Origin of the sequence: Isoptericola sp. NPDC056618 (genome assembly GCF_042792715.1) — a bacterium.
Taxonomy (GTDB): domain Bacteria; phylum Actinomycetota; class Actinomycetes; order Actinomycetales; family Cellulomonadaceae; genus Isoptericola; species Isoptericola nanjingensis.
On sequence record NZ_JBHTVZ010000009.1, the window covers coordinates 121097 to 143877 of the forward strand.

At 74.6% G+C, this 22781-nt stretch carries 21 protein-coding genes and 2 tRNA genes; 13 read left to right on the plus strand and 10 right to left on the minus strand.

Going from position 1 to position 22781, the window contains the following annotated elements; all coding sequences use genetic code 11:
* The first annotated feature begins 3 nt into the window (after window positions 1–3).
* Window positions 4–1647 (plus strand): cation acetate symporter, encoded by a 1644-nt coding sequence (locus tag ACFQ8T_RS12875; protein WP_430546956.1) that lies wholly within the window; start codon window positions 4–6, stop codon window positions 1645–1647.
* Between the two features lie 85 nt (window positions 1648–1732).
* Complete coding sequence (locus ACFQ8T_RS12880; RefSeq protein ID WP_430546918.1) at window positions 1733–2644, plus strand: RimK family alpha-L-glutamate ligase; 912 nt, start codon at window positions 1733–1735, stop codon at window positions 2642–2644.
* 42 nt (window positions 2645–2686) lie between these two features.
* On the opposite strand, the gene ACFQ8T_RS12885 is transcribed toward ACFQ8T_RS12880, so the two are convergent.
* From ACFQ8T_RS12885 to ACFQ8T_RS12925, 9 genes are all read right to left on the minus strand, one after another.
* Window positions 2687–3598 (minus strand): ABC transporter substrate-binding protein, encoded by a 912-nt coding sequence (locus ACFQ8T_RS12885; RefSeq protein WP_430546919.1) that lies wholly within the window; start codon window positions 3596–3598, stop codon window positions 2687–2689.
* A 24-nt stretch (window positions 3599–3622) separates the two neighbouring features.
* A complete protein-coding gene (locus tag ACFQ8T_RS12890) occupies window positions 3623–4363 on the minus strand; it encodes an ABC transporter permease (RefSeq protein ID WP_430546920.1) in 741 nt (246 codons plus the stop codon).
* Window positions 4360–5004, minus strand: coding sequence for an ABC transporter permease (locus ACFQ8T_RS12895; protein ID WP_430546921.1), 645 nt, complete (start codon window positions 5002–5004; stop codon window positions 4360–4362). The genes ACFQ8T_RS12890 and ACFQ8T_RS12895 overlap by 4 nt, the downstream gene beginning before the upstream one ends.
* Window positions 5001–5822, minus strand: coding sequence for an ABC transporter ATP-binding protein (locus tag ACFQ8T_RS12900; RefSeq protein ID WP_430546922.1), 822 nt, complete (start codon window positions 5820–5822; stop codon window positions 5001–5003). The genes ACFQ8T_RS12895 and ACFQ8T_RS12900 overlap by 4 nt, the downstream gene beginning before the upstream one ends.
* A 104-nt stretch (window positions 5823–5926) precedes the next feature.
* Window positions 5927–7240, minus strand: a complete 1314-nt coding sequence (locus ACFQ8T_RS12905) for an MFS transporter (protein ID WP_430546923.1) — start codon at window positions 7238–7240, stop codon at window positions 5927–5929.
* Between the two features lie 80 nt (window positions 7241–7320).
* Window positions 7321–7716, minus strand: coding sequence for a DUF1801 domain-containing protein (locus ACFQ8T_RS12910; protein WP_430546924.1), 396 nt, complete (start codon window positions 7714–7716; stop codon window positions 7321–7323).
* 101 nt (window positions 7717–7817) lie between these two features.
* Window positions 7818–7893, minus strand: a tRNA-His gene (locus ACFQ8T_RS12915).
* Between the two features lie 71 nt (window positions 7894–7964).
* Window positions 7965–8603 carry an oligoribonuclease gene (gene orn, locus ACFQ8T_RS12920; protein ID WP_430546925.1) on the minus strand — a complete coding sequence of 213 codons (639 nt, stop codon included), beginning with the start codon at window positions 8601–8603 and terminating at the stop codon, window positions 7965–7967.
* A gap of 165 nt (window positions 8604–8768) precedes the next feature.
* Entirely contained in the window at window positions 8769–8948 is a 180-nt protein-coding gene (locus ACFQ8T_RS12925) for a hypothetical protein (RefSeq protein WP_430546926.1), read from the minus strand.
* A gap of 223 nt (window positions 8949–9171) precedes the next feature.
* Between ACFQ8T_RS12925 and ACFQ8T_RS12930 the strand changes: the two genes are divergently transcribed.
* Window positions 9172–9244 (plus strand) — tRNA-Arg (locus tag ACFQ8T_RS12930).
* Window positions 9245–9257: 13 nt separating this feature from the next.
* Here ACFQ8T_RS12930 and ACFQ8T_RS12935 read toward each other — a convergent pair.
* Window positions 9258–9638 (minus strand): winged helix-turn-helix transcriptional regulator, encoded by a 381-nt coding sequence (locus tag ACFQ8T_RS12935; protein ID WP_430546927.1) that lies wholly within the window; start codon window positions 9636–9638, stop codon window positions 9258–9260.
* A 139-nt stretch (window positions 9639–9777) separates the two neighbouring features.
* Between ACFQ8T_RS12935 and ACFQ8T_RS12940 the strand changes: the two genes are divergently transcribed.
* The 10 genes from ACFQ8T_RS12940 (at window position 9778) to ACFQ8T_RS12985 (ending at window position 22646) form a co-directional block, all read left to right on the plus strand.
* Window positions 9778–10674: an NAD(P)-dependent oxidoreductase gene (locus ACFQ8T_RS12940; RefSeq protein WP_430546928.1), complete on the plus strand. Its 897-nt coding sequence runs from the start codon at window positions 9778–9780 to the stop codon at window positions 10672–10674.
* Complete coding sequence (locus ACFQ8T_RS12945; RefSeq protein ID WP_430546929.1) at window positions 10671–11546, plus strand: NAD(P)-dependent oxidoreductase; 876 nt, start codon at window positions 10671–10673, stop codon at window positions 11544–11546. The genes ACFQ8T_RS12940 and ACFQ8T_RS12945 overlap by 4 nt, the downstream gene beginning before the upstream one ends.
* A 60-nt stretch (window positions 11547–11606) precedes the next feature.
* Window positions 11607–13271, plus strand: coding sequence for a GTPase (locus ACFQ8T_RS12950; RefSeq protein WP_430546930.1), 1665 nt, complete (start codon window positions 11607–11609; stop codon window positions 13269–13271).
* Window positions 13268–14857, plus strand: a complete 1590-nt coding sequence (locus ACFQ8T_RS12955; RefSeq protein WP_430546931.1) for a GTPase — start codon at window positions 13268–13270, stop codon at window positions 14855–14857. Before ACFQ8T_RS12950 ends, ACFQ8T_RS12955 begins: the two co-directional genes overlap by 4 nt.
* Window positions 14858–14905: 48 nt before the next feature.
* On the plus strand, window positions 14906–15334 hold the full coding sequence (locus ACFQ8T_RS12960) for a single-stranded DNA-binding protein (protein ID WP_430546932.1): 429 nt from the start codon (window positions 14906–14908) through the stop codon (window positions 15332–15334).
* 128 nt (window positions 15335–15462) lie between these two features.
* Window positions 15463–17145, plus strand: coding sequence for an energy-dependent translational throttle protein EttA (gene ettA / locus ACFQ8T_RS12965; RefSeq protein ID WP_429762396.1), 1683 nt, complete (start codon window positions 15463–15465; stop codon window positions 17143–17145).
* Between the two features lie 128 nt (window positions 17146–17273).
* Complete coding sequence (locus tag ACFQ8T_RS12970; RefSeq protein WP_430546933.1) at window positions 17274–18242, plus strand: phosphotransferase; 969 nt, start codon at window positions 17274–17276, stop codon at window positions 18240–18242.
* 109 nt (window positions 18243–18351) lie between these two features.
* Window positions 18352–20352, plus strand: a complete 2001-nt coding sequence (locus ACFQ8T_RS12975) for a dynamin family protein (protein ID WP_430546934.1) — start codon at window positions 18352–18354, stop codon at window positions 20350–20352.
* Window positions 20349–22088, plus strand: a complete 1740-nt coding sequence (locus tag ACFQ8T_RS12980) for a GTPase (RefSeq protein WP_430546935.1) — start codon at window positions 20349–20351, stop codon at window positions 22086–22088. The genes ACFQ8T_RS12975 and ACFQ8T_RS12980 overlap by 4 nt, the downstream gene beginning before the upstream one ends.
* A gap of 54 nt (window positions 22089–22142) precedes the next feature.
* Window positions 22143–22646, plus strand: coding sequence for an acyl-CoA thioesterase (locus ACFQ8T_RS12985; RefSeq protein ID WP_430546936.1), 504 nt, complete (start codon window positions 22143–22145; stop codon window positions 22644–22646).
* Window positions 22647–22781: the final 135 nt, after the last annotated feature.

Sequence of the window (22781 nt, forward strand, 5' to 3'; positions counted from 1 at the left end):
GGCATCGTGACCCAGCCCCTCGCGGGGACCCCCGTCGTCTCCGCCGCCGAGGCCACGGACATCGGCAACCCCTGGGTGAACATCGGCATCTTCGGGGCGTTCGTCCTGGTCACCCTGGTGATCGTGTTCCGTGCCTCCCGGCAGAACAAGTCCGCCGCCGACTTCTACGCCGGCGGCCGCAACTTCACCGGCCCCCAGAACGGCACCGCCATCGCGGGCGACTACCTGTCGGCCGCGTCGTTCCTCGGCATCTGCGGCGCCATCGCGCTCAACGGCTACGACGGCTTCCTCTACTCGATCGGCTTCCTCGTCGCGTGGCTCGTGGCCCTCCTGCTGGTGGCGGAGCTGCTGCGCAACACCGGCAAGTTCACGATGGCCGACGTGCTGTCCTTCCGGCTGCGCCAGCGTCCGGTGCGGATGGCGGCCGCCCTCGCGACCCTGCTCGTGGTCTTCTTCTACCTGCTCGCCCAGATGGCCGGCGCCGGCGGCCTCGTCGCGCTGCTGCTGGGCGTCGACAGCCGCGCCGGGCAGAGCCTCGTCATCGCCGTGGTCGGCGCGCTGATGATCCTCTACGTGCTGGTCGGCGGGATGAAGGGCACCACCTGGGTGCAGATCATCAAGGCCGTGCTGCTCATCGCGGGCGCCGCCATCATGACCGTCTGGGTGCTGGCCAAGTTCGGCTTCAACCTGTCCGACCTGCTCGGGGGCGCCGTGGAGGCGGCCGGTCCGGGCGGCCAGGCGCTCCTCGAGCCGGGCAAGCAGTACGGCGCGGACGGCACGTCCAAGCTGAGCTTCCTGTCGCTCGCGCTCGCCCTGGTGCTCGGCACCGCGGGCCTGCCCCACGTGCTCATGCGCTTCTACACGGTGCCGACGGCCAAGGAGGCGCGGCGCTCGGTGGTCTGGGCGATCTGGCTGATCGGCATCTTCTACCTGTTCACGCTGGTGCTCGGCTACGGCGCGGGCGCGCTGGTGGGGCCGGAGGCGATCAACAACGCCCCCGGGGGAGTGAACTCGGCGGCACCGCTGCTGGCCTTCGCCCTGGGCGGCGAGATCCTGCTCGGGCTCATCTCCGCGGTCGCCTTCGCGACGATCCTGGCCGTGGTGGCCGGGCTGACGATCACCGCGGCGGCGAGCTTCTCCCACGACATCTACGCGAATGTCATCAAGAAGGGGGAGGTCAAGCCCGACTCCGAGGTGCGGATCGCCCGGTGGACCGTGGTCGTGATCGGCATCATCGCCATCGTGGGCGGCATCTTCGCCCAGAACCAGAACGTCGCGTTCCTCGTGGCGCTCGCGTTCGCGGTGGCGGCGTCGGCCAACCTGCCCACGATCGTGTTCTCGCTGTTCTGGAAGCGGTTCAACACCTCGGGCGCGCTGTGGAGCATCTACGGCGGCCTGATCTCCTGCATCGTGCTGATCGTCCTGTCGCCCACGGTGTCCGGGAACGAGAAGGCGATGTTCCCGTCGGCGGACTTCGACGTCTTCCCGCTGACGAACCCGGGCCTCGTGTCCATCCCGCTGGGCTTCCTGCTCGGGATCGTCGGCACCTTCCTGTCGAAGGAGAAGCCGCACCCGGAGAAGTTCGCCGAGATGGAGGTCCGCTCGCTCACCGGCGCCGGCGCCGAGAAGGCCGTCGCCAAGCACTGACGACGCCGACCTGGTGCCCGACGGGCCCCGCCGAGACCACGGTCTCGGCGGGGCCCGTCGGCGCGCCGCCCACTAGGCTCGGCGCGTGACCACGACGAAGCGCATCGGACTCGCCACCTGCCGGGCTCTGCCCGGCCTCGACGCCGACGACCGTCCCCTGCTCGAGGAGCTCTCGGACCGCGGGTTCCGCGCGGAGCCCCTCGTGTGGGACGACCCGGACATCGACTGGTCGGCGTTCGACCTCGTCGTCGTCCGCTCGACCTGGGACTACTCGCCGCGGCGGGACGAGTTCGTCGCCTGGACGCGGCAGGTGCCGCGGCTCGTCAACCCCGCGGACGTCCTCGCCTGGAACACGGACAAGGGGTACCTGCGCGTCCTCGAGGAGGCCGGGATCCCGGTCATTCCGACGATCTGGCTGGACCCGTCGCGGCACCTGTCGAAGCGCGCGGTGCACACGCGCATGCCGGCCTTCGGCGACTTCGTCGTCAAGCCGGTGGTGGGCGCGGGGGCCAAGGACGCCGGCCGCTACCAGCCGGTCAGCGCGCAGTCCCGGGCCCTGGCCATCAGCCACGCGGTCGGGCTGCTCGACGCCGGGCGCGCTGTGATGATCCAGCCCTACGTGACGTCGGTCGACACGGCGGGGGAGACCGGCCTCGTCTTCATCGACGGCGAGCTGAGTCACGCCGTGCGCAAGGACGCCCTGCTCACCGGCCCGAGCAGCGAGTCGGACGAGCCGTACCTCCGCGAGCAGATGATGCCCGCGCAGGCGACGGAGGAGCAGGTGGCGGTGGCCCGCCGGGCGCTCGCGGTGGCGGCGAAGGAGCTCGACCTCGACCGGCCGCTGCTGTACGCGCGCGTCGACCTCGTGACCGGGGACGACGGCACGCCGATGGTCATCGAGCTGGAGCTCACCGAGCCGTCGCTGTGGTTGCAGCACGACGGGGACGGGGCATCGCTGGGAGCGTTCGCCGACGCGATCGCGGCGCGCGTGGCCTGAGCCGGCGCGCCGCGACCGCGTGGGCGGCCTGGCTGCCCCCGGTCAGCTCAGGCCGTTCTCCTCGAGCCAGCCGGCGGCGATGTCCTCGGTGGAGCCCTGCTCCTCGGTGGACTGGACGTTGAGCTCCACGAGCCCCTCGGGGGTGAGGGCGGCGCTCACCGGGTCGAGGACGTCGGCGACCTGGTCGGCGACGTCCTCGGAGACCAGCGGGACGACGTGCGAGGCGAGGAACAGTGCCTCGGGGTCCTCGAGGACGACGAGGTCCTCGGTCTGGATGCGCGGGTCGGCGGTGAAGACGTTCGCGACGTCCACCGTGCCGGCCACGAGGTCCTGGACGGTGGTGTCGCCGGTGGCCTCGAACTTCACGTCCACGCCGTAGACGTCCTTGAGGCCCTTCGGGCCGTAGGGGCGCTGCTCCAGCTCGGCCGGGCCGCCGAGCGTGAGGTCGCCCGCGTCCGCCAGGTCCGCGATGGTGGTCAGGCCGTGCTGCTCGGCGAAGTCGGACGTGACGGTGTAGGAGTCCTGGTCCGTCGCGGGGGACTGCTCGAGCACGGTCAGCCCGTCCGGCAGGGCCTCCTGCAGGGCGGCGTAGACGTCGTCGGTCGACGTCGCGGTCGTCTCCGGGTCGAAGAACTGCAGCAGGTTGCCCGTGTACTCGGGGAACACCTGGACCTCGCCGCTCTCGAGCGCGGGCATGTAGGCGTCGCGCTGGCCGATGCTGAAGTTCCGCTCGACGGTGAAGCCCCCGGCCTCCAGCGCCTGGGCGTAGATCTCGGCGACGATCTCGTTGGAGTAGTACGCCTGGGACCCGACGACGATGGTCCCGGACGCCGGCGAGCCGCCCCCCTCGGAGTCGGGCTCGAGCGGGTCGGACCCGCCGCCGCACGCGGTGAGCGCGAGGAGTGCCGTTGCGGTGGCGGCGACGGTCGCGGTCGTGCGTCGTGTGATGCGCATGATGCTGCCTCTCAGGTCAGTCCGTCAGGTCGGGTCGGGCGCAGGGGCGGGGTGGGGGCCCCGGCGGGAACGGGTGGGCGCGTCCGGCGTCGCCCGGCCGGCCGCGACGCCGCGGGGGACGACGGCGCGTTCCAGGAGCGCGAAGGCCAGGTCGAGGACGACGGCCAGCACGACGATCACGAGGGCGGCACCGAGGATCTGGGAGAAGTCCCGCAGCTGGATGCCCTGGACGATGTAGAAGCCGAGGCCCCAGTTCCCGACGTAGCCGGCCAGGGTGACGGTGGCGACCACCTGCAGCGTCGCGGACCGCAGCCCGCCGATGAGCAGGGGGAGGCCGAGGGGCACCTCGACGGTGCGGAGCACCTGCCCGGAGGTCATGCCGACCGCGCGCGCGCCGTCGACGACGCGCCGGTCGACGGCCTCGATGCCGGCGTAGGCGCCGGCCAAGATCGGTGGGATCGCCAGCAGCACGAACGCCGTCGTCGACGCCGCGACCTTGTGCGTGACCCCGAGGACCAGCACGAGCAGCAGCACCAACCCGAACGACGGCACGGCGCGGGCGGCGCCGGACAGGGCGACCGCGACCTCGCGGCCGCGACCCGTGTGGCCGATGAGCCAGCCGGCGGGCACGGCGAGCAGCGCGGCCAGGAGCACGGAGACGAACGTGAAGGCCAGGTGCGTGCCGATCGCCTCGGAGAGCGGCAGCGCCCCGGACGCGCGGTCGGGGGAGAAGATCCACGCGATGGCGTCCCCGAACAGGTTCATGCGGCCGCCCTCCGTCGCGTCCAGGGCAGCAGGACCCGCCCGAGCAGCACCAGGAGCCAGTCGACGAGCAGGGCCACGACCACCACCGCGACGACGCCCGCGAGGATCTCGGCGACGATCTGGCGCTGGTACCCGTTCGTGAACAGGTAGCCGAGGTTGTCGATGCCGATGAGGATGCCGACGGTGGCCAGGGAGATCGTCGACACCGCCGTGACCCGCAGCCCGGCGAGCACGACGGGCCCGGCCAGCGGCAGGTCGACCTGCCAGAAGCGGCGCCAGGGGCCGTAGCCGACGGCGACGGCCGCCTGTCGCACGGTGGGCTCGACGGAGGCGAGGGCGTCGGCGACGAAGCGGGTCATGATCGCGATCGCGTAGATCGTCAGGGCGATGATCAGGTTGACCTCGGACAGGAAGCTGATGCCGAGCAGAGGCGGCAGCAGCGCGAACAGGGCGAGCGACGGGATCGTGTACAGCAGCCCGACCAGCGTGAGCACCAGCCCGCGGGTGAGGCGGAAGCGGAACGCGAGCCAGCCCGCCGGGATCGAGACCAGGAGCCCCAGCAGGATCGGCAGGGCGCTCTGGCGCAGGTGCTCGACGGTGAGCCGACCGATGAGGTCGAGGTTGTCGGCGACCCAGGTCACGGGGCGTCCTCCACCAGCACGCCCTGGGTGCGGCCGGTGGTGTCGACGAGCACCGTGCCGCGGTCGGTCTCCTTCGTGTGCAGCGCCCGCGTCCCGCGCTCGACGCCGATGAAGCTGGCGACGAAGTCGCTTGCGGGCGCCTCGATGATCTCGCTCGGGCTGCCCGCCTGGGCGACCTGGGCCCCGGTCTCGAGGATGACGACCTGGTCGCCCAGCAGGAACGCCTCGTCGATGTCGTGGGTGACGAAGACGATCGTCTTGTTCAGCTCCTGCTGCAGGCGCAGGGTCTCGGTCTGCAGCTCCGCGCGCACGATGGGGTCGACGGCGCCGAACGGCTCGTCCATGAGCAGGATGTTGGGGTCGGCCGCGAGGGCGCGCGCCACGCCCACGCGCTGCTGCTGACCGCCCGAGAGCTGGCTCGGGTACCGCTCGGCGAGCGAGCGGTCGAGGCCGACCACGTCGAGCACCTCCAGGGCCCGGTCCCGGGCCCGGGCCTTCGGCGTGCCCTCCAGGCGCAGCACCGTCATGACGTTGTCGAGCACCCGGTGGTGGGGGAGCAGACCGCCGTTCTGCAGCACGTACCCGATGCTGCGCCGCAGCTTCACCGGGTCGCGGTCGAGTACCGAGGTGCCGTCGATCGCGACCGTCCCCGCGGTGGGGTCCACCATCCGGTTGATCATACGCAGCAGAGTCGTCTTGCCGCTGCCGGACGAGCCGACGAGCACCGTCGTGCGGTGCGGCGGCACCACGAGGTCGAAGTCCGCGACCGCCACCGTGCCGTCGGGGTACGTCTTGGTGACCGACCGGAACTCGATCATGGGCGGCGCCTCCGTCCTGGTTCGGAGGAGCACGGACGCGGGCCGACGTGCTCCGACGCCCTAGCCGACCACATCCCCGCCCTCGACGCGAGGGAGCGGGCCGGTCATGTCGCGGATCGGGGCCTTTCGGTCGTCTCGGGCGCGGTCTCGACGACGTCCCCCGCCCGGCCGAGACGCAGCAGGGCGGGGACGGCGACCATGAGGACGACCAGACAGGCGACCAACGCCAGGCTGGCGCCGAGCGCGGTGTGCGGCACGCCGACGCGCTCGGCGACGGCGCCGATCACGAGCGTCGCGGCGGGCATGACGCCGATGACGAGCTCCTGCAGGCCGAGCGCGCGACCGTGCACCGCGGGCTCGGTGACCATGAGCAGCAGGGTGGTCTGCAGCACGCCGAACGCCGCGCTGGCCAGCCCGATGACGCCCATGAGCACGAACGCGGGGCCGGGCGAGGCGGTCAGCGAGAACGCCGCCCAGGCCAGCCCCCACACGGTCGTGCCGAGGACGAACAGCGCGCCCTTGAACCGGAAGTCGCCCAGCGCGGCGATGACGAGCGAGCCCACGAGGCCGCCCACGCCGGCGCACGTCAGCAGCGCACCCAGGCCTGCGGCGTCCAGCCCGAACGACTCGGCGGCGAAGACCGGCATGAACGACTGGAACACCGGCCACAGGAAGATGTTCGCGGCCAGGGTGACCAGCAGGACGGCGACGGCGAGCCGGTTCCCGGCGAGGGCGCGGAAGCCGCCCGCCACCATGGCGAGCACCGAGATCGAGGCGTGGCCGCCCGGGCCGGTGCGCGTGCGCAGGCGCCGCAGCGGCAGCAGGAGCAGCAGGGACGCCACGTACCAGGCGGTCGAGACCCACAGGGCCGCGGGCGCGCCGATCGCGGCGATCATGCCGCCCCCCAGCGCCGGCCCGATCACCTGCGTCATGTTCATCGCCATCGAGTTCAGCGCGTTCGCGTTCGAGAGGTTCTCGCGGCCCACGAGGTCGAGGACCAGCGACATCCTGGCCGGCTGGGAGGGGGACTGCGCGATGCCGATGGCGAAGCCTCCCGCGACGAGCGCCCAGTACGGCAGCAGGTCGGCGGTCGCGAGGGCGGCGACCACGGCCACGGCGCCGGTGGCCCAGGCGCAGGCGACGAGCAGGAGCCGGATGCGGTCGTAGCGGTCGGCGAGCGCCCCCGCGACGGGGCCGAGCAGCATGGGCGCCAGGCGTGCCGCCGTGTAGACCGCGACGAGGAGCTCGGACCCGGTGAGCTCGAAGGCGAGCCAGCCGAGCACCAGGGTCTGCGTCCAGACGCCGCCGAAGAAGAACAGGTTCGACGCCCACAGGAGCTGGAAGGGGCGGTTGCCCCGCAGGGAGGAGAACGCGCCGGAGGGTCCGCCCGGTCGGGCGAGGGCGGCCTGTCGTGCCACGGCGGCGGTGTCTCCTTCGGGTCGCGGGGGGACCGCTTCCGCGGCCGCGACGATGGTATACCGGGATGGCGCCGCCGCGGTCAGGGGCGCGGGGTGCGCCGCGCCGCGGCGAGCAGGAGCTCGCGGACGCCGGGCCGGTCGACGTCCTCCTCCGTGCGGAACGCGACGTGCCGCGCCCGTCGGCCCGCGCCCTCCAGCAGCCCGTGCGGGTCGTCGTCGACGAGCGCGGCGCCGCGGGCGAGCACGAGGTTCACGTGCCGCCGGTAGGGCGCCACCGCCGCGACCAGCCCCACGTACGTGCCGGGCCGGTAGGTGTACCCGAGAAGGCGGGCGGACGGGTCCGGCTCCTCGACGGCGTCGGGCAGCACCTCCGCCACGAGGGCGCGGAGCCGCTCCGTGACGGCGCGCACCGGGGGAGCGAGGCCGTCGAGCACGGCGGCGACGTCGCCCTGGTCGTCCCGCCCGTCCTCGCCCATGACGCCGACGCTAGCGTCCGGGCTCCGCGCACGCCGGATCCTCGCCCGGGACGACGAGAGGCCCCGCCGCGTCCGACCGGACGCTGCGGGGCCTCTCGTGGTGGGGTGGCTAACCGGGCTTGAACCGGCGACCTCCTGGACCACAACCAGGCGCTCTACCGACTGAGCTATAGCCACCACGGCCCTGTGACTGCGACAGATGCCGAAGCACCGGGCCGTCGAAAAGTGTACATGCTCCGCGGGGCGGTTCAGGCCTCCGTGCGGTGCCGGGTGACCGACGTCTCGCTGACGCGCTCGGCGACCGCGCGCGCCGTCTTTGTGTCGGGCCCCGGCTGGGGCACGAACAGCGCCTCGCGGTAGTAGCGGAGCTCGTCGATGCTCTCCAGGATGTCCGCGAGCGCGCGGTGGCCGCCGTCCTTCTTGGGCGAGGCGAAGTACACGCGCGGGTACCAGCGCCGGGCGAGCTCCTTGATCGACGACACGTCGACGATCCGGTAGTGCAGGTGCCCCACCAGCTCGGGCATGTCGCGGTCGAGGAACATCTTGTCCGTGCCGACGGAGTTGCCGGCCAGCGGTGCCTTGCCCGGGTCGGGCACCCACTCGCGCACGTAGTCGAGCACGGCGTGCTCGGCGTCGGCGAGGGTCATGCCGCCGGAGAGCTCCTCGATGAGGCCGGACGTGGTGTGCATGTCGCGGACGAAGTCGTTCATCTGCTCGACCGCTTCCGCGGGAGGCGCGATGACCACGTCCACCCCCTCACCGAGCACGTTCAGCTCGGAGTCCGTGACCACGGCGGCGACCTCGACCAGCGCGTCCGCGCGCAGGTCCAGGCCGGTCATCTCGCAGTCGATCCACACGATGCGTTCGTTCGGGTTCGCGGGGCTCACGGGGTCAGCCTACGGTCCGCGTGACCAGGAGCGGCCCGGGGAACGGGCGGGGACATGACGAGGGCCCCGCTGCTCCGGAACGTTCGGGGAACGGTCCGGGCCGCGGGGCCCTCGTGGCGGTGTCGTCGCCGGGTCGGTACCCGGCGGGCGCTCGCCCGGCGGGTGTCATGCGGTCAGCCAGTCGAACAGCCAGCGGGCGACGCTGGTGCGCTGTCGGCGGGCGTGCGGCTGCCGGCGCAGCTTGCGCTGCTGCTGCAGTCGGTGGACGGTACGTTCGCGCTCGGCCTCCTCGAGGCGCTCGCGCTGGATGACCTGCACGAGAAGCAGGTTCTCCGGGGGAAACATGGTGATGGTGTCCTTCGTGACGTGGGGTCGTCGGTCCGGGCCAGGGACCACCCGTGCGACCGGTGTAGGACCGGCCGCGCGTCACCGCGGTGCATGGACGAGTCTGCCGGGACGGTGTCGGCCGGCGCACGGTTTTTTCCCAGGTGGCGAGGTCGAGAGCGTGCTGGGCAGCGGCCGCTGGCATCTGAGGTGCGTGCGGCCGGGCGGATACGATGAGCCCCGCGCCTCCATAGCTCAATGGATAGAGCAACGGCCTTCTAATCCGTAGGTTGCAGGTTCGAGTCCTGCTGGGGGCACCTTCGATCGTCTTCAGGGCCGGGGCATCGCCGCCGCGTCGGCGTGGTCGACCAGCTCGCGGCCCTCGCGACGGATCCGCTCGGAGCCCCACACGCCGAGAGGGGCGAGGGCGTCGTTGAGCGCGCGGCCGTGCTCGGTGAGGGCGTACTCGACGCGGGGCGGCACCTCGGCGTAGACGGTGCGCACCACGAGGTCGTCGGCCTCCATCTCCCGCAGGTGCTGGGTGAGCATCTTCTCGCTCACGCCCGGCAGGCCGCGGCGCAGCTCGGCGAACCGGCGCACGCCGTGCTCCTCGAGCTCCCAGAGGATGAGGCCCTTCCACTTGCCGCTGACGACGTCGAGCGCGGCGTCGATGCCGCAGACGTAGGGGCCGCGCCGGGTGCTGACGGTCATGGTGCTCCTCGGTCGGGGTACTTCCCTCGAGGTAAGTACCGCAGTCATGAGTGCGTACTTCTCAGCGTCTCCGTACCCCCAGAGCATGGAGGCACAGCGGCTTCACCACAAGGCACGACGCACCAGAGGAGCACCGCGCATGACTGCACAGCACGCACCGGTCACCGTGATCGACCTCGGCCCGATGGGGCAGGCGATGGTCCGCAGCCTGCTGGCCGGAGGCCGCCCCGTCACCGTCTGGAACCGCACGCCGTCGCGTGCCGACGGCGTGGTGGCGGACGGCGCCGTCCTCGCCGCGAACCCGCGCGCGGCGCTCGAGGCGGCGGACCTGGTCGTCCTCAGCCTCACCGACTACGCCGCCATGGACGCGATCCTCGACGGCGCGACCGACGCGCTCGACGGACGCACGCTGGTCAATCTCAGCTCGGACACCCCGGACCGCACCCGCGAGGCCGCGGCGTGGGCGTCCGCGCTCGGCGCCGGCTTCCTCACCGGCGGGGTGATGAGCCCGGCGCCGACGGTCGGCACGCCGGACGCCTACGTCTACTACAGCGGTCCGCAGGAGCTGCTCGAGCGGCACCGCGACGTCCTCGCGCTGATCGGGGAGCCCCGCTACGTCGGCGCGGACCCCGGCCTGGCGCAGCTCATGTACCAGGCGCAGCTCGACGTCTTCCTCACCGGGCTGTCCGCCCTGATGCACGCGACCGCCCTCGTGGGGAGCGCCGGTATCCCGGCGCGCGACTTCCTTCCCGAGGCGCTGACCACGCTCGCGGACATCCCCGCGATGCTCGCGGCCGGGGACGGCACGCCGGAGGGCGTCGGCGAGCAGATCGACGCCGGGCGGCACCCCGGCGACCTGAGCACGGCGACCATGATGGGCGCCACCGCCGACCACCTGGTCGCCGCCAGCGCGGCGGCCGGGATCGACGTCGGCCTGCCGCGCGCGGTGCGGGAGCACTACCGCCGGGCGATCGACGCCGGCCACGGCGGCGACGGCTGGACGCGCATCGTCGACGGCATCCGGGACCCGCGATGAGCGCCGGGACGCCCGGGGGCGCCGAGGTCGCCCTGCTCGGGCTGGGCGAGATGGGGCGCGCGCTGGCCGGCGCGCTGCTGGACGTCGGCCACGACGTCGCGGTCTGGAACCGCACCCCCGGCCGCGACGTCGACCTGGTGGCGCGCGGCGCCCGACGGGCCGCGAGCGCCCGGGGCGCCGTGCTCGCGGCGCCGACCGTCGTCGTGTGCCTGGACGACCACGCGTCGGTCCACGAGGCGCTCGACCCGCTCGCCGCGGACCTGCGGGGCCGCGCCGTCGTCAACCTCACCACCACCACGCCGTCCGAGGCCCGCGAGCTCGCCGCCTGGGCGGAGGAGCGCGGGGTGCGGTACCTCGACGGCGCGATCATGGCGACCCCGCCGATGATCGGCGCGCCGGGAGCCACGATCCTCTACAGCGGCGACGAGGGCGTGTTCGACGAGACCCGGGCCGTGCTGGACCGGTGGGCCGGCAGCACGTTCGAGGACGCGGACCCGGGCCGGGCGTCGCTGCTGGACCTCGCGATGCTCTCGGGGATGTACGTGATGTTCACGGCGTTCCTGCACGGCGCCGCGATGGTGGGAGCCGACGGTGTCGACGCCGGGAGCTACGCGCGGCGGCCGGCGCCGTTCCTCGCGGCGATGACCGAGTACTTCGTGCTCGACGCCGAGGCGGTCGACCGCGGCGACTACTCCGACCCGGTGCAGAGCCTGGACTGGTCCGACCTCGGGCACCTGGTGCGCGCGAGCGAGGAGCAGGGCGTGGACCCGGCGCCGATCGCCATGGTGGAGGCGCTGCGTCGGCGCCAGGTGGACGCCGGGCACGGGGCGGACGGCTTCGCGCGCATCTACGAGAGCCTGCGCCGCCGCTGAACCCGCGGGCGCCCGGCGCGCGCGTTTGGCACGGAACGCGCCAACGGGAAGGATGTGCCCGTGACACCTTCCCTGGAGACCCGTGCCTCGCGCCGCGCCGCGAGCAGGAAGGACGCCGGGGCGGGCGAGGAGATCGGCGTCACCGTCCACGACGTCGCCCGCGACCTGCGTCGCGACGTCGCGGCGGTCGAGCTCCCCCTCCCGATCGACGGGGCCGAGGACGCCGCGGCGTCCCGCGACCGGTTGCTCGCCCAGCTCGACGAGCACCTGCTGCCGCGCCTCAAGGAGCTGTCGTCGCCGGCCGTCGTCGTCGTCGCGGGCTCGACCGGCGCGGGCAAGTCCACGCTGTACAACTCGCTGCTGGGGGAGGCCGTCTCCGAGGCGGGCGTCCTGCGCCCCACCACGCGCGAGCCGGTCCTCGCCCACCACCCGGCCGACGCCGACGTCATGGCGGCCGGGCCCGTCACGGAGCTGTCGCGCGTGGTGCAGCACGAGGGCGTGCCGCGCGGGACGGCCCTGCTGGACGCGCCGGACCTCGACTCGTTCGTGCAGCAGAACCGTTCGACCGCGCAGCAGCTGCTCGAGGCCGCCGACCTGTGGCTCTTCGTCACCACGGCCGCACGCTACGGCGACGCGCTGCCGTGGCAGGCGCTGGCCCGCGCCACGGAGCGCGGGGCGTCGGTGGCGATGGTGCTCAACCGGGTGCCGAAGGAGACGCTGACGACGGTCCGCGGCGACCTGCTGCAGCGCCTGCGCGAGCACGGCATGACCGACGTCCCGCTGTTCGTGGTCCCCGACGTCGGCCCGCACGAGGGCCTGCTCGACCCGTCGGTCGTGCAGCCGGTGCGGCGCTGGCTGACGATGCTGGCCGGGCCGGACCGCTCGCGGGCCGTCGTCGTGCGCACCCTCAAGGGTGCGCTGGGCGCGCTGCCCGGCTGGGTCACGTCGCTCGCGGACGCGATCGACGCGCAGCAGGAGGCCGTGCACGTGCTGCGCCGCCGGGTCACGGAGGAGATCCCTGCGGCGGAGCAGCTCGCCCGCGACGCGGTCGCGGCCGGGGTCGTCGCCGGGGCGTCGGTCGAGGCGCGGTGGCGGGAGCTGTCCGGCGCCGTCGGAGTCGACCGCGTCAAGGTCCGCGGCGACCGCGCGCGCAGCACGCGCCGCGCCGGCCGCGCGCGCGAGGCCGCGCTGGAGGGGCTCCGGTCCGACGTCGTCGACGCCGCGTCGCGCACCCTGGCGGCGTCGGGGGCCCGGGTCGAGGAGCGGCTGCGCGCCGTCCTCGCCGGGCCGGGCGCGCCCGCCGGCGGCGAGGCCGTCGCGCCCGACGGCGCGGCCCGCACCGCGGCGCGCGAGGCCGACGTGCCGGGGCGGGTGGCGCAGTGGGCCGACCGGGCCGACGCCCTCGTCGGGGAGCTCACCGGAGACGCCGCGTCGGGCGCCCGCGTCGAGGCCGCCGTCAAGGCTTTCGGGGCGCGCGGGCTCGCCACGCTGTTCCTCGCCTCCGCCGCGGGCAGCGGCGACGCCGACCGCCTGCTGGAGCGCGTCCTGGGGGACCTGGCCGCGGCGCCCGTCGCCACCCTGCGCGACGACCTCGGTGACCGCGCGGCCGCCGTCGTCGACGCCGAGGTGCAGGCCGTGCTGGACGACCTCGGTCCGTCCGAACCCGCCGACGACGCGGCCGCGGGGCTGCGCGTCCGGCTCGCCGAGCTCAGGAGGCTGACATGACCGAGAGCCCGTCCCACGACGCGACGCTGCGCGCCCGCACCGAGGACCTCGCGCAGGCGCTCGAGATCGCCGGGCCCCGGCTCGACGACGCCACGTCGCAGCGCGTGTCGGCCGCGGTCGAGGGGGTGCGGGAGCGGCTCGCGCTCGGCGTCGACCACACGGTGGTGGCGTTCGCCGGGGGCACGGGTTCGGGCAAGTCCAGCCTGTTCAACAAGGTGTCGCGGCTGAGCTTCGCCGACGTCGGCGTGAAGCGGCCGACGACGGCGCGCGTGACGGCCTGCTCGTGGTCGGACGACGCGGAGTCGCTGCTCGACTGGGTGGGCGTGGACCGCGAGCGCCGCATCACCCAGGGCGGCGAGCTCGACGGCGAGGACGAGGAGAAGCTCGCCGGGCTGGTGCTGCTCGACCTGCCGGACCACGACTCCGTCGAGCCGGCGCACCGCGAGGTCGTGGACCGCGTGCTGCCGCTCGTGGACCTGCTGGTCTGGGTCGTGGACCCGCAGAAGTACGCGGACGACGCCCTGCACTCGGGGTACCTGCGCGAGTCCGTGGGCTCCGAGTCGTCGATGGTGGTGCTGCTCAACCAGGTGGACACCGTGCCGGACGCGCAGCGGGAGAACCTGCTGGCCGACCTGGCGCGACTGCTCGAGGACGACGGCCTGACCGGCGTGTACGTGCAGGGGGTGTCCGCGAAGACGGGCGAGGGGATCGACCGGGTCCGCGGGCTGCTGGAGGAGGCGTGCGCGCGACGGTCGGTCGCGGCGGGCCGCGCGGCCGCCGAGCTGGACGTCGCGGCGCGGCTGCTGCTGGCCCAGACGCCGGCGGAGGTGCCGTGGCAGATGGGGCCCGCGGTCGAGCGTGAGCTGGACGCCCTGGTGACCGCGACCGGGCTCGACGCGGTCGCGAGCCAGGTGGGCAACGCGGTGCGCAACGGCTACGGGCGGCCCGAGGTGCCGCCTCCGGACCGCGACGCCGTCGCGCTCTCGCGGGCCCGCTGGCTGACCCGCGCGGGCGCCTCGTTGCGGCCGGGGTGGCAGCGCTCGCTCGCGTCGTCGGTGGCGGGAGCGGACCAGCTGCGCACGTCGGTGGCGGGCGCGCTGCGCGGCATCGCGCTCGACACGCGGGGGCCGTCGGCGGCCCGGACGCTGCGCCGCACGGCATGGGTGCTCGGCGCCGTCGCGGTGGTGGCGGCGGTCGTGGGGGTCCTCGCCCTCACGGGCGTGCTCGACGTCGCCTCGCCCTGGCCGGCCGTCGTGCTGGCGCTGGCCGGCGTCGCGGCCGTGGCCGCCGTGGTGGTGGCACTCGCGGGCACGGCCTCGCGGAGGGCGCTGGCACGCAGGCGCGAGCAGGCCGTGGCGTCCGCGGGCCGGGCGGCGCTCGAGCGGGTGCTGTCCGAGGGGCTCGGCGAGCCGACGCAGAAGTTGCTCCACGAGCACCGGCGCGTGCGCGAGCTGGCGCAGGCGGCGACCGAGCTCCCGACGTCGCTGCCGCTCACCGGGTCCCTGAGGCTGCCCACAGGCTCCGAGCTGACGCCGTCGTCCACAGCCACGCCGAAGGCGGGGGCGCACCGGGCCTCGGGCGACTGATCCTGGGGGCCCGCCGGCGCCTGCCGGCGGCGGACCCAGGAGGAGCGCATGAACGAGGTCAGCATCACGGTGAACGGGTTCGTCGGGACGAAGCCGACGCTGCACCGGTCCGACGGCGGCGTCGAGTGGACCACGTTCCGCGTGGCGAGCACGCGGCGGCTGCGCGACCCCCGCAGCGGCGAGTGGTCCGACGGCCAGACGCTGTGGTTCACGGTGAAGTCCTTCCGTACCGGCGCCCGCCACGTGGCGGAGTCGCTGGCGCAGGGCGACCCCGTGGTCGTCACCGGCAGGCTGTCCACGGAGGAGTGGACCGACAAGGAGGGCAAGGACCGCTGGCAGCTCGTGATCGACGCGCACGGCGTGGGCCCGGACGTCACCCGCGGGCTGGCGCGGTTCACGCGCGTGGTCGACCGGGCGGACGCCGAGGACCTGCCGGAGCCCGATCGGGAGCCCGAGCCGGTGCCGGTCGGCGTGTGAGGCCCGAGGTCGCGTAGGCTGGTGGACCGGCCGCCATGCCGGTCCTCCAGCCTGCCCGCTGGAGCCTCGAACCTCTCGGACCCGATCCCTCGGGTTCGCCGCGCGATCGAACGGTGGAAGCAGAGCCAGTGGCTGAGTTCATCTACTCCATGTACAAGGCGCGCAAGGCGCACGGCGACAAGGTCATCCTCGACGACGTCTCGCTGAACTTCCTGCCCGGCGCCAAGATCGGCGTCGTCGGCCCCAACGGTGCCGGGAAGTCGACGATCCTCAAGATCATGGCGGGCCTCGAGCAGCCGTCCAACGGCGAGGCGCGGCTCTCCCCGGGGTACACGGTCGGCATCCTCCTGCAGGAGCCGCCGCTCAACGAGGACAAGACCGTGCTCGGCAACGTCGAGGAGGCGGTCGGCCCGCTCAAGGCGAAGATCGACCGCTTCAACGAGATCTCCGCCCTCATGGCGGAGCCCGACGCCGACTTCGACAGCCTGCTGGCCGAGATGGGCACGCTGCAGGAGGACATCGACGCCGCCGACGCGTGGGACCTCGACTCCCAGCTCGAGCAGGCGATGGACGCCCTGCGCTGCCCGCCGCCGGACGCCGACGTGAAGGTGCTCTCCGGTGGTGAGCGCCGCCGCGTGGCGCTGTGCAAGCTGCTGCTGGAGAAGCCCGACCTGCTGCTGCTCGACGAGCCCACCAACCACCTCGACGCCGAGTCGGTGCTGTGGCTCGAGCAGCACCTGGCCACCTACCCGGGCGCCGTCCTCGCCGTCACCCACGACCGGTACTTCCTCGACCACGTCGCGGAGTGGATCTGCGAGGTCGACCGCGGCCGCCTCTACCCGTACGAGGGCAACTACTCCACCTACCTGGAGAAGAAGCAGGCCCGCCTCGAGGTGCAGGGCAAGAAGGACGCCAAGCTCGCCAAGCGCCTCAAGGACGAGCTCGAGTGGGTGCGCTCCAACGCGAAGGGGCGCCAGACGAAGTCGAAGGCGCGCCTGGCCCGCTACGAGGAGATGGCTGCGGAGGCGGAGCGGACGCGGAAGCTCGACTTCGAGGAGATCCAGATCCCCGCGGGCCCGCGCCTGGGCAGCGTGGTCCTCGAGGCCAGCAACCTGCAGAAGGGCTTCGACGGCCGCCAGCTCATCGACGGCCTGAGCTTCACGCTGCCGCGCAACGGCATCGTCGGCGTCATCGGCCCGAACGGCGTCGGCAAGACCACGCTGTTCAAGACGATCGTCGGCCTGGAGCCGCTCGACGGCGGCGACCTCAAGGTCGGTGAGACCGTCAAGATCTCCTACGTCGACCAGTCGCGCGGCGGCATCGACCCGAAGAAGACGCTGTGGGAGGTCGTCTCCGACGGGCTCGACTTCATCAAGGTCGGCAACGTCGAGATCCCCTCGCGCGCGTACGTGGCGTCGTTCGGCTTCAAGGGCCCGGACCAGCAGAAGCCCGCGGGCGTGCTGTCCGGTGGTGAGCGCAACCGCCTCAACCTGGCGCTGACCCTCAAGCAGGGCGGCAACCTGCTGCTCCTCGACGAGCCCACCAACGACCTCGACGTCGAGACCCTCGGCTCGCTGGAGAACGCGCTGCTCGAGTTCCCCGGCTGCGCCGTCGTGGTCTCCCACGACCGGTGGTTCCTCGACCGGGTCGCGACGCACATCCTCGCGTACGAGGGCACGGAGGAGGACCCGGCCAACTGGTACTGGTTCGAGGGCAACTTCGCCTCGTACGAGGAGAACAAGGTCGAGCGCCTGGGCGCCGACGCCGCGCGCCCGCACCGCGTGACGTACCGCAAGCTCACGCGCGACTGAGCGCGCGGGCCCCGAGCCCGCACAGCCAGCACGGCAGCACGACGCCCCCGGCCCCCCGCGGTGCCGGGGGTGTCCTGCGTCCGGGGAAATGCGTGGGCACGGGACCGCTCGTCGGCGATACTCCTGCGATGACCGCGACGACCACCCGCACCCGCCCCGTCTGGCCCGACCTGCCCGCCGCCGTGCGCGCGGGGATCGAGGCGCGGCTCGGGGCACCGGTGACGGGGTGGACCAGCCACGACGGCGGGTACTCCCAAGGGCTGGCGTCCACGCTGCGCACCGACCGCGACGACGTGTTCGTCAAGGCGGTCGGTCCGGAGCACTCCTTCACGGTGGGCCTGTACCGCCAGGAGGCGGAGCGCGCTGCCCGGCTGGGCGACGGCGTGCCCGCGCCGCGCCTGCGGTGGCTCGCCGAGGTCGGCGTCGCCGAGAGGCCCGAGTGGGTCGTGCTCGCCTTCGACGCCGTCGACGGGCGCGCGCCGGTGCAGCCCTGGCGCGAGGAGGAGCTGCGTGCCGTGCTCGACCTCGCGGTCGAGGTGGGGACGCACGAGGTCGGCGCGGGGGTGCTCCCCGAGTTCGCCGCCGAGCTGCCCGCGCGTCTCACCGGGCGGCTCGCGGCGGAGCGGCCGGATGGCCTCGCGTCGTACGACCCGTGGCTCGGGCAGCATCTGGACCGGCTCGCGACGCTCGAGCTCGAGGCGCCGGCGGCCGTCGCCGGGAACCGGCTCGTCCATGGCGACCTGCGCGGCGACAACGCGCTGCTGGTCGGCGGAGGATCGGGCCGCGGAGCGGCCCGGGTCCGGGCGGTCGCCGTCGACTGGGCGTACCCGGGCCGGGGTGCGGCGTTCTGCGACCTGGTGGGCATGCTGCCGGCCGTGCAGGTGGAGGGCGGGCCGGCGCCGGAGGAGGCGCTACGGCTCCGCCCGCTGCCGGCGGGGGCCGACGAGGACGCGGTGACGGCCTACCTCGTCGCGCTCACCGGGTACTTCGTGCACTCGTCGCTGCAGCCGCCGGTCCCCGGCATCCCGCACCTGCGGGCGTTCCAGCGTGCCCAGGGCGAGGCGTGCGTCGCGTGGCTGCGCCGTCGTCTGGCCTGACGCTCCGGGCGGAAGGTGTCAGGACGGCGCGAGCGGCTGCACCCGACCCGGGCGCGCCATCTCACAAGTCGGCTCTGCACGGATCGTCCCTGATGGGCAGACTGGGCACATGACCGACCCGGACACGACCGCCGCCCCCGACCCGCGGGACGAGGCGGCGGCCCGGGGGCTGGTCGACGCGCTCGAGACGTTGCGTGCCCGGCTCGGTGCCCTGCGCCTGCCGCTGGAGACGCCCGGGGTGGGTGCGGCGCGGGCCGACCTGCACCAGGCCGTCGACCAGCTCGACGACTACCTGCTGCCGAGGCTGCGGGCGGAACGCGCGCCGCTGCTCGTCGTCGTCGGCGGATCGACCGGCGCGGGGAAGTCCACCCTGGTCAACTCGCTGCTCGGGGAGCCGGTGTCCGCGCCGGGGGTGCTGCGTCCCACCACCCGCGCGCCCGTCCTCGTGCACCACCCCCTCGACGCGCGCTGGTTCACCACCGACCGGGTGCTGCCCGGGCTGGCGCGCGTGACGTCGTCGGGCCGCCTGTCAGAGACCCGGCCCACCGGGGCGGCGGGTGCGTCTGACGGGTCCGGGGCGGAGGGGGCCGCTGCGCTGCGGCTGGTCGCGAGCGAGGCGCTGCCGCAGGGGCTCGCCCTGCTCGACGCCCCCGACATCGACTCCGTGGAGGCGGCCAACCGCGAGCTGTCCGCGCAGCTGCTGGGGGCCGCCGACCTGTGGCTCTTCGTCACGACCGCGGCACGGTACGCGGACGCCGTGCCGTGGGACCTGCTGAGCCAGGCCGCCCGCCGGCGGGCGCAGGTCGCGATCGTCCTCGACCGCGTGGACCCGGGGGCGGAGGTCGTGGCCGACGACCTGCGTCGCATGACGGTGGAGCACGGGCTGGGCGACGCCCACGTCTTCGTGCTCGGCGAGGCCGCCGAGCAGGGACCCGGGGCGCTCGTGGACGGGCTGCTGCCGGAGGCCGCCGTCGCGGAGGTCGCCACGTGGCTGTCCGGGCTGGGCGGCGACCCCGAGGCGCGGGCACGGGTCATCGCCGCCACCCGCGACGGCGTGGTGGACGACCTCGTGCGCCGCGCGGTCGCCCTCGCGGAGACCGCGGACGGGCAGGAGGTGGCCGACGCCCGGCTGCGCGACGCCGCCCGGCGGTACCACGCGGAGGCGTTGGAGCAGGTCGAGGCGGCGACGTCCGACGGCGCGCTCCTGCGCGGCGAGGTGCTCGCCCGCTGGCAGGACTTCGTCGGGACGGGTGAGTTCTTCCGGTCCGTCGAGGCGGGCGTGGGGCGCGTGCGGGACGCGGTCGCGCGCTTCTTCCGCGGCCGGCCGAAGGAGGCGCCGCAGGTGGAGCAGGCCATCGCGCACGGGCTGGAGTCGGTGATCCTCGACGCGGCGGAGCAGGCTGCCGAGCGCACGTTCGCGGCCTGGCGCAGCGACGGCGCGGGCGCGGCGCTCCTGGAGGGCCTCGACCTGGCGCGCGTCCCGGCGGCACTGCGCACCGAGGTGGCGGAGCAGATCCGCGGCTGGCAGGAGGACGTGCTGGCGCTCGTGCGCGAGCAGGGCGAGTCGCGGCGCGGTACCGCCCGGGCGGTCTCCTTCGGGGTGAACGCGCTCGGCGTGAGCCTCATGGTCATCGTCTTCGCGTCGACCGCCGGTCTGACGGGCGCCGAGATCGGCATCGCCGGCGGCACGGCGATCGTCGCGCAGAAGCTGCTCGAGGCCGTGTTCGGCGACGAGGCCGTGCGCCGGCTCGCGGCCCAGGCCAAGGAGCGGCTGAACGGCCGCGTCGACGCGGTGCTGCGCGGGCAGGCGGCCCGGTACACGGCGCAGCTCGACGCGCTCGGCACGCAGGCGACCGGGGCCGGCGGCGTCCGGGACGCCGCCCACCGGGTCGCCGCGGCCGCCCGCGCCGAGCGGGCGGCCCGGTCCGTCCCGACCGAGGGCGTCACCCGACCGTGGAGCGGCGGGCTGCTGCGCGGCGCCGGCACGTTCCGACCGCCGGAGGCCCCGGCGGTCCCCGGCGAACCGCCCGCCGCCGAGGAGACGCCCCCCGCCCGGCGGGGCGGCTGGTGGTCGCGCCGCCGGTCCCGGCGCGAGGAGGGCGACCGGTGAGCCGGATCGACCTCGCGGACCGGACCGCGGCGCTGGAGACTGCCGTCGTCGCGTCGAGCGGCCGCCTCGACCGCGAGCTGCTCGACGACGCGCGCGCCGTCGTGAAGCGGGCCCGTGAGCGCGGCGGGCTCTCCGCGGAGCACACGGTCGTGGCGCTCGCGGGCGCCACCGGCTCCGGCAAGTCGAGCGTGCTCAACGCCGTCGCGGGCGCGGAGATCGCGACCGTCGGGGTGCGCCGTCCCACGACGTCCCACGCCGTCGCGGCGGTCTGGGGCGACGGCGCCGGGCCGCTGCTCGACTGGCTGGAGGTCCGTCGGCGTCAGGAGATGCCGACGCCGGCGGACGACGACCCGGGCGACGACCCCGGTGCGGCGCGCCCGCGGCGAGGGCTGGCCCGGCTGCGGGGGAGGCGCGGCCCGGCGGGGATCTCGACCGGCCTGGTGCTGCTCGACCTGCCCGACCACGACTCGGTCGTCGTGGAGCACCGGGTGCGGGCCGAGCGGCTGGTGGAGCGGGCCGACCTGCTGGTGTGGGTCGTGGACCCGCAGAAGTACGCCGACGCGGCGCTGCACGAGCGGTACCTGCGACGGCTGGCGGGCCGGTCGGAGGTCGTCGTCGTGGTGCTCAACCAGGCGGACCGGCTGTCCGACGCCGAGACCGACGCGATGCTCGCCGACCTGCGCCGGCTGGTCGCCGCCGACGGTCTCGACGGTGCGCGGGTGCTGGCCGTGTCGGCCGCGACGGGGCGGGGGATCGACCAGCTCAAGGGGCTGCTCGCGGAGGCCGCGGCGCGCCGCGAGGCGGCGACCGCCCGGCTCGCCGCGGACGCCCGTGCCGCGGCCCAGCGCATCGCGGACGCGTGCGGGTCCAGCCCGGCGTCGCGCGCGGGGGAGCGGGCGGCCGACGCGCTGGTGGACGCGCTCGAGGCCGCCGCCGGGGTGCCGACGGTCGCCGACGCGGTGGCGGCCGCGCACCGCCGGGACGCCCACCTCGCCACGGGCTGGCCGGTCACCCGGTGGGTGTCGCGGCTCAAGCGCGACCCGCTGCGGCGGCTCGGGCTCCGGCGCGGCCCCGACGGTACGTCGACGGACAGGTCGGGAACCGTGACGGGACCCGAGCGACCCGACCTGGTGCGCAGCTCCCTCCCGACGACGCGTCCCGCCGTGCGCGCGGCGTCGGCGTCGGCGGTGCGCCGGTACGTCGACGAGGTGACCGAGGGTGCGCCCGACCCGTGGGTGCTGGTGGCGCGCGCCCGGGCGCAGGACGCGATCGACCGGATGCCCGGGGACCTCGACCAGGCGGTCGTCGGCACCCGGCTGGAGGCGGCGCGCCCGCCGCGCTGGTGGGCGGCGGTGGGCGCCGTGCAGTGGGTGCTCCTCGCGGCCGCGGTCGTGGGCCTGCTGTGGCTCGGCGCCGCCGCGGCGGTCGAGTACTTCCGGCTGCCGTCGCTGATCCTGCCGGTGCTCACCGTGGACCTCACCGCCTCGGGTGGCGGGGTGCTCGAGGTGCCGTGGCCCACTCTGCTGGCGATCGGGGGGCTCGTCGCGGGGCTGCTGCTCGCGCTCGTCTCGCGGGCCTTCACGGCGTGGGGCGCGCGTCGCCGTGCGTCGCGCGTGCGCCGCCGGCTGCGCGAGTCCGTCTCGGGCGTCGCGGACCGGCTGGTGCGCGTGCCGGTGGGGGACGAGCTCGCCGCCCTCGCCCGCTGCCGCGCCGCGGCGGCGATCGCGGCCGGCTGACGCCGGTCCCGGGCGATGCCGTCCGGGAGGCGACGCCGTGCGACGATGCGGACCATGACCCGTCTGCACGTGCCCGTCCCCCTGCGCTGGTCGGACCTCGACGCCTACCAGCACGTCAACAACGTCGCGATGCTGCGCCTCCTGGAGGACGCGCGCATCACGGCGTTCTGGCGGCACCCGGAGGCCGCGGACGGCGAGGAGTGGCCCACCGCGGTCCTCGACACCGGCCCGCACGCCACGTCGCACACGCTGGTGGCCGGGCAGCAGATCGAGTACCTGCGGCCGCTCGCCTTCTCCCGCACCCCGGTCCGGGTCGAGATGTGGATCGGCGCGATCGGGGGCGCGAGCCTCGAGGTCTGCTACGAGGTGCACGACGGCGTCCCCGGCGGGTTCGACCGCACCGGTCCGGCGTCCGGCGGCAAGGCGTACGTCAAGGCCGCGACGACGATCGTCGTCGTCGACGCCGCGTCCGGCGCCCCGCGGCGCATCGCCGACGACGAGCGCGCGGCCTGGGAGGCCTACCTCGAGGAGCCGGTGGCCTTCCGCCGCCGCGGCTGACCGCGAGGTGGTACCGGTCCTGCCGAGGTGGGTGCGGATCGCGCCGAGGTAGTGCGGGGATGGGCGGGGGGGGGGGGGGGGGCCACGCGCCCCCCCCCCCGGGGTTACCGGGGGGGCGCCGCGCTGGTAGCATGG